At 66.5% G+C, this 3,085-nt stretch carries 2 protein-coding genes; both read left to right on the top strand.

What is annotated here, in order from left to right:
* On the top strand, positions 1 to 1,917 hold a 1,917-nt coding region (locus VJ673_RS16495; protein ID WP_324127237.1), incomplete at its 5' end, for a 2-oxoglutarate dehydrogenase E1 component.
* A gap of 40 nt (positions 1,918 to 1,957) precedes the next feature.
* On the top strand, positions 1,958 to 3,085 hold a 1,128-nt coding region (odhB, locus tag VJ673_RS16500), incomplete at its 3' end, for a 2-oxoglutarate dehydrogenase complex dihydrolipoyllysine-residue succinyltransferase (RefSeq protein ID WP_324127238.1).

The raw sequence follows: 3,085 nt of genomic DNA on the forward strand, positions 1-3,085 counted from the left end.
ATGCCCGCGAACCCGAGCCATCTCGAGGCCGTCAATCCCGTCGTCGAGGGCATGGCGCGCGCCGCGGGCACGGTCACGAGCCACGCCGGCGCCCCGGAGTTCGATCCGGCGAAGAGCGTCCCGATCCTCATTCATGGCGACGCCGCGTTCCCCGGCCAGGGGATCGTGGCGGAAACGCTGAACCTCGGGCGGCTGCCCGGCTACCAGACGGGCGGCACGATTCACATCATCGTGAACAACCAGCTCGGGTTCACGACCGGCCCCGAGGATTCCTACAGCACGTCGTATGCGAGCGGGCTCGCGCGCGGGTTCAAGATCCCGATCGTCCACGTCAACGCGGACGACCCGGAGGCGTCGGTGATGGCGATCGAGATCGCCATGGACTACCGCGCGAAATTCAAGAAGGACGTGGTGGTGGACCTGATCTGCTTCCGCAAGCTCGGCCACAACGAGCAGGACGAGCCGATGGTCACGCAGCCGCTGATGTACCGCACCATCCAGAAGCACCCGGGTACGCGCAAGCTCTACGCCGACCGCCTGGTGACCGAAGGCACCTGCGCCGCCGACGAACCGGACCGCATCATTGCCGAGTACCGCGAACACCTCGACCGCGGCGAGCTGCTGTCGAACCCCGTGCTCTCGGGCCACAACCGCCAGTTCGCCGTCGACTGGACGCCGTTCCTCAAGCAGCCCTACACGGACGCCGCCGACACCGCGATCCCGGTGCAGGAGATCCAGCGCCTGGGCGAGCGCCTCGCGACGATTCCCGCGACCTTCGCGCTGCACTCGCGCGTCAAGAAGATCATCGACGACCGCGCGGCGATGGCCCGTGGCGAAGCCCCGCTCGACTGGGGTATGGGCGAGAACCTCGCCTACGCGAGCTTGCTGGCGCAAGGCTACCAGGTGCGTCTGTCCGGTGAGGACGTCGGCCGCGGCACCTTCTTCCACCGTCACGCGGTGCTCCACGACCAGAAGCGCGAGCGCTGGGACGAAGGCATCTACAAGTCGCTCGAACACATCCAGGACGGCCAGGCCGGCTTCCAGTGCTTCGACTCGGTGCTCTCCGAAGAAGCTGTGCTCGGCTTCGAATATGGCTACTCGACGACCGAGCCGAACAGCCTCGTCGTGTGGGAAGCGCAGTTCGGCGACTTCGTGAATGGCGCCCAGGTCGTCATCGACCAGTTCATCAGCTCGGGCGAAGCGAAGTGGGGCCGTCTCTCCGGCCTCGTCATGATGCTGCCGCACGGCTACGAAGGCCAAGGCCCCGAGCACTCCTCGTGCCGCCCGGAGCGCTTCATTAGCCTCGCCGCCGAGAACAACTGGCAGGTGTGCGTGCCGACGACGCCGGCGCAGGTCTTCCACCTGCTGCGCCGTCAGATGGTGCGCAAGATCCGCAAGCCCTTGATCATCGTCACGCCGAAGTCGCTGCTGCGCCACAAGGAAGCGATCTCGACGATGGACGAGCTTGCCAACGGCAGCTTCCAGACTGTGATCCCTGAAGTCGAGGCGCTCGACCCGAAGAAGGTCAAGCGGGTCGTGCTGTGCCAGGGCAAGATCTATTACGAACTCCTCGCGCACCGTCGCGAGCAGGGCATCAAGGATACGGCGCTGGTGCGGATCGAGCAGATCTACCCCTTCCCGTCGGACGCCTTCGCCGCCGCGATCAATCAGTTCCCGAACGCCAAGGAAGTCGTGTGGTGCCAGGAGGAGCCGCGCAACCAGGGCGCTTGGTACTGGCTCGCCTCGCGCCAGCACCTGGTGAACGTGCTCGGCAAGCGTCGCCTGCTGCTGGTGGCCCGCCCCGCGTCGGCCTCGCCCGCAGTCGGCTACTACGCCAAGCACAACGCGCAGCAGAAGGCCGTGATCGAGAACGCCTTTGGGCCGATCCAGGACACCACGCCTCAGTCACCCAACTGAGCACCGAACGAATAACTCAAGAACACTGGGAGAAAGTTACATGCTGATCGAAGTCAAAGTGCCGCAACTGTCCGAATCCGTGTCGGAAGCGACGCTCGTCACCTGGCACAAGCAGGAAGGCGAGATGGTCGCGCGCGACGAGAACCTGATCGACATCGAGACCGACAAGGTCGTGCTCGAAACCCCGGCCCCCGCTGCGGGCGTGCTGGTGAAGATCATCAAGACCAATGGTGATACGGTCACGTCGGGCGAACTGATCGCGCAGATCGACACCGAAGCGAAGGCCGCGGCCGGTGCCCCCGCTGCGGCTGCGGCCGCTCCGGCCGCCGCGCCTGCTGCAGCCGCTGCTGCGGCCGCCCCGGCCGGCACCGCGAGCCCCGCCGCACGCAAGATCCTCGAAGAGAAGGGCGTGGCCGCGGCGGACGTCGCCGGCTCCGGCCGCGGTGGCCGCGTGACGAAGGAAGACGCCGTCGCGGCCCAGGCCCGTCCGGCCACGCCGGCGCCCGCGCCGGCTGCGCTGGCACTGACCGGTGAGCGTCCCGAAGAGCGCGTGCCGATGACGCGCCTGCGTCAGCGCATCGCCGAGCGCCTGATCCAGTCGAAGAACGAAAACGCGATCCTGACCACCTTCAATGAAGTGAACATGGCCCCGGTCATGGCGCTTCGCAAGCAGTACGGCGACAAGTTCGAGAAGGCCCACGGCGTGCGTCTCGGCTTCATGGGCTTCTTCGTCAAGGCGGCGGTCGCGGCGCTGAAGAAATTCCCGATCCTCAACGCCTCGGTCGACGGCACCGACATCATCTACCACGGCTACATCGACATCGGCATCGCCGTGGGCAGCCCCCGTGGCCTCGTCGTGCCGATCCTGCGCGACGCCGACCAGATGTCGATCGCCGACATCGAGAAGAAGATCGCCGAGTTCGGCCAGAAGGCCAAGGACGGCAAGCTCTCGCTCGAGGAGCTCTCCGGCGGCACCTTCTCGATCTCCAACGGCGGCGTGTTCGGCTCGATGCTGTCGACGCCGATCATCAACCCGCCGCAGTCGGCGATCCTCGGCGTGCACGCGACCAAGGAGCGCGCCGTGGTGGAGAACGGCCAGGTGGTGGTGCGGCCGATGAACTACCTGGCCGTGTCGTACGACCACAGGATCATCGACGGCCGGGAAGCT

Origin of the sequence: Aromatoleum sp. (genome assembly GCF_035254505.1) — a bacterium.
GTDB lineage: Bacteria > Pseudomonadota > Gammaproteobacteria > Burkholderiales > Rhodocyclaceae > Aromatoleum.